This window comes from Pseudomonas sp. ANT_H12B (assembly GCF_008369325.1).
Classification (GTDB): Bacteria; Pseudomonadota; Gammaproteobacteria; order Pseudomonadales; family Pseudomonadaceae; genus Aquipseudomonas.
On sequence record NZ_VOBI01000056.1, the window covers coordinates 1 to 539 of the forward strand.

At 46.8% G+C, this 539-nt stretch carries 1 protein-coding gene and 1 pseudogene; both read right to left on the reverse strand.

The features are described from left to right. Window positions 1-126: pseudogene (locus FQ185_RS30830) on the reverse strand (DUF1090 family protein); the annotation flags it as partial. 99 nt (window positions 127-225) lie between these two features. Next, the coding region (locus FQ185_RS30100) for a PTS lactose/cellobiose transporter subunit IIA (RefSeq protein WP_149420607.1) at window positions 226-539 on the reverse strand (314 nt) is incomplete at its 5' end.

The following is a 539-nucleotide window of genomic DNA, read 5'->3' on the forward strand; positions in this document are numbered from 1 at the left end:
GGTGGTGACTTCGCTCAAGGCTGTTTCCAGGCCGGCCTGTTGATCGGCGTCGCCGTGGGATTTGGCCAGTTCGACCTGGTTGATGATGCCCTGTTTTTTGTCGGCGCAACCGGTGCGGCCGGGGGCAGATCGGAAGCGCACACTACTGCACTCCAGTCTATCCGGCGCAACACGTATTCCGTCTTCTGCTTGAATTTCTAAATAAAAATTATTAACTTATCCATTTTATTTAACTCCTCTCTTGTAAAGTTCAATTAAATGGTGCATTAGGTCTTTTAACAAGATAGTTGTCATCAAGTGATCTTGACCATGCATCATGGTCACACTATACGCTAAGTCCTCACCAGAAGCTTCCTTAGTCAATAGACTTGTTTGCGCGTGGTGAGCCTCTGCAATACAGCTACCAGCTTCCTCTACCAGAGCGTCCGCTTTTTCAAAATCACCAGCTTCAGCAGCCTTCAAGGCTTCCAATAGTTTTGAACGAGCATCGCCAGCATAGGCTACGATTTCAAAACCTAACAATGTTACTTCTTCTCTAT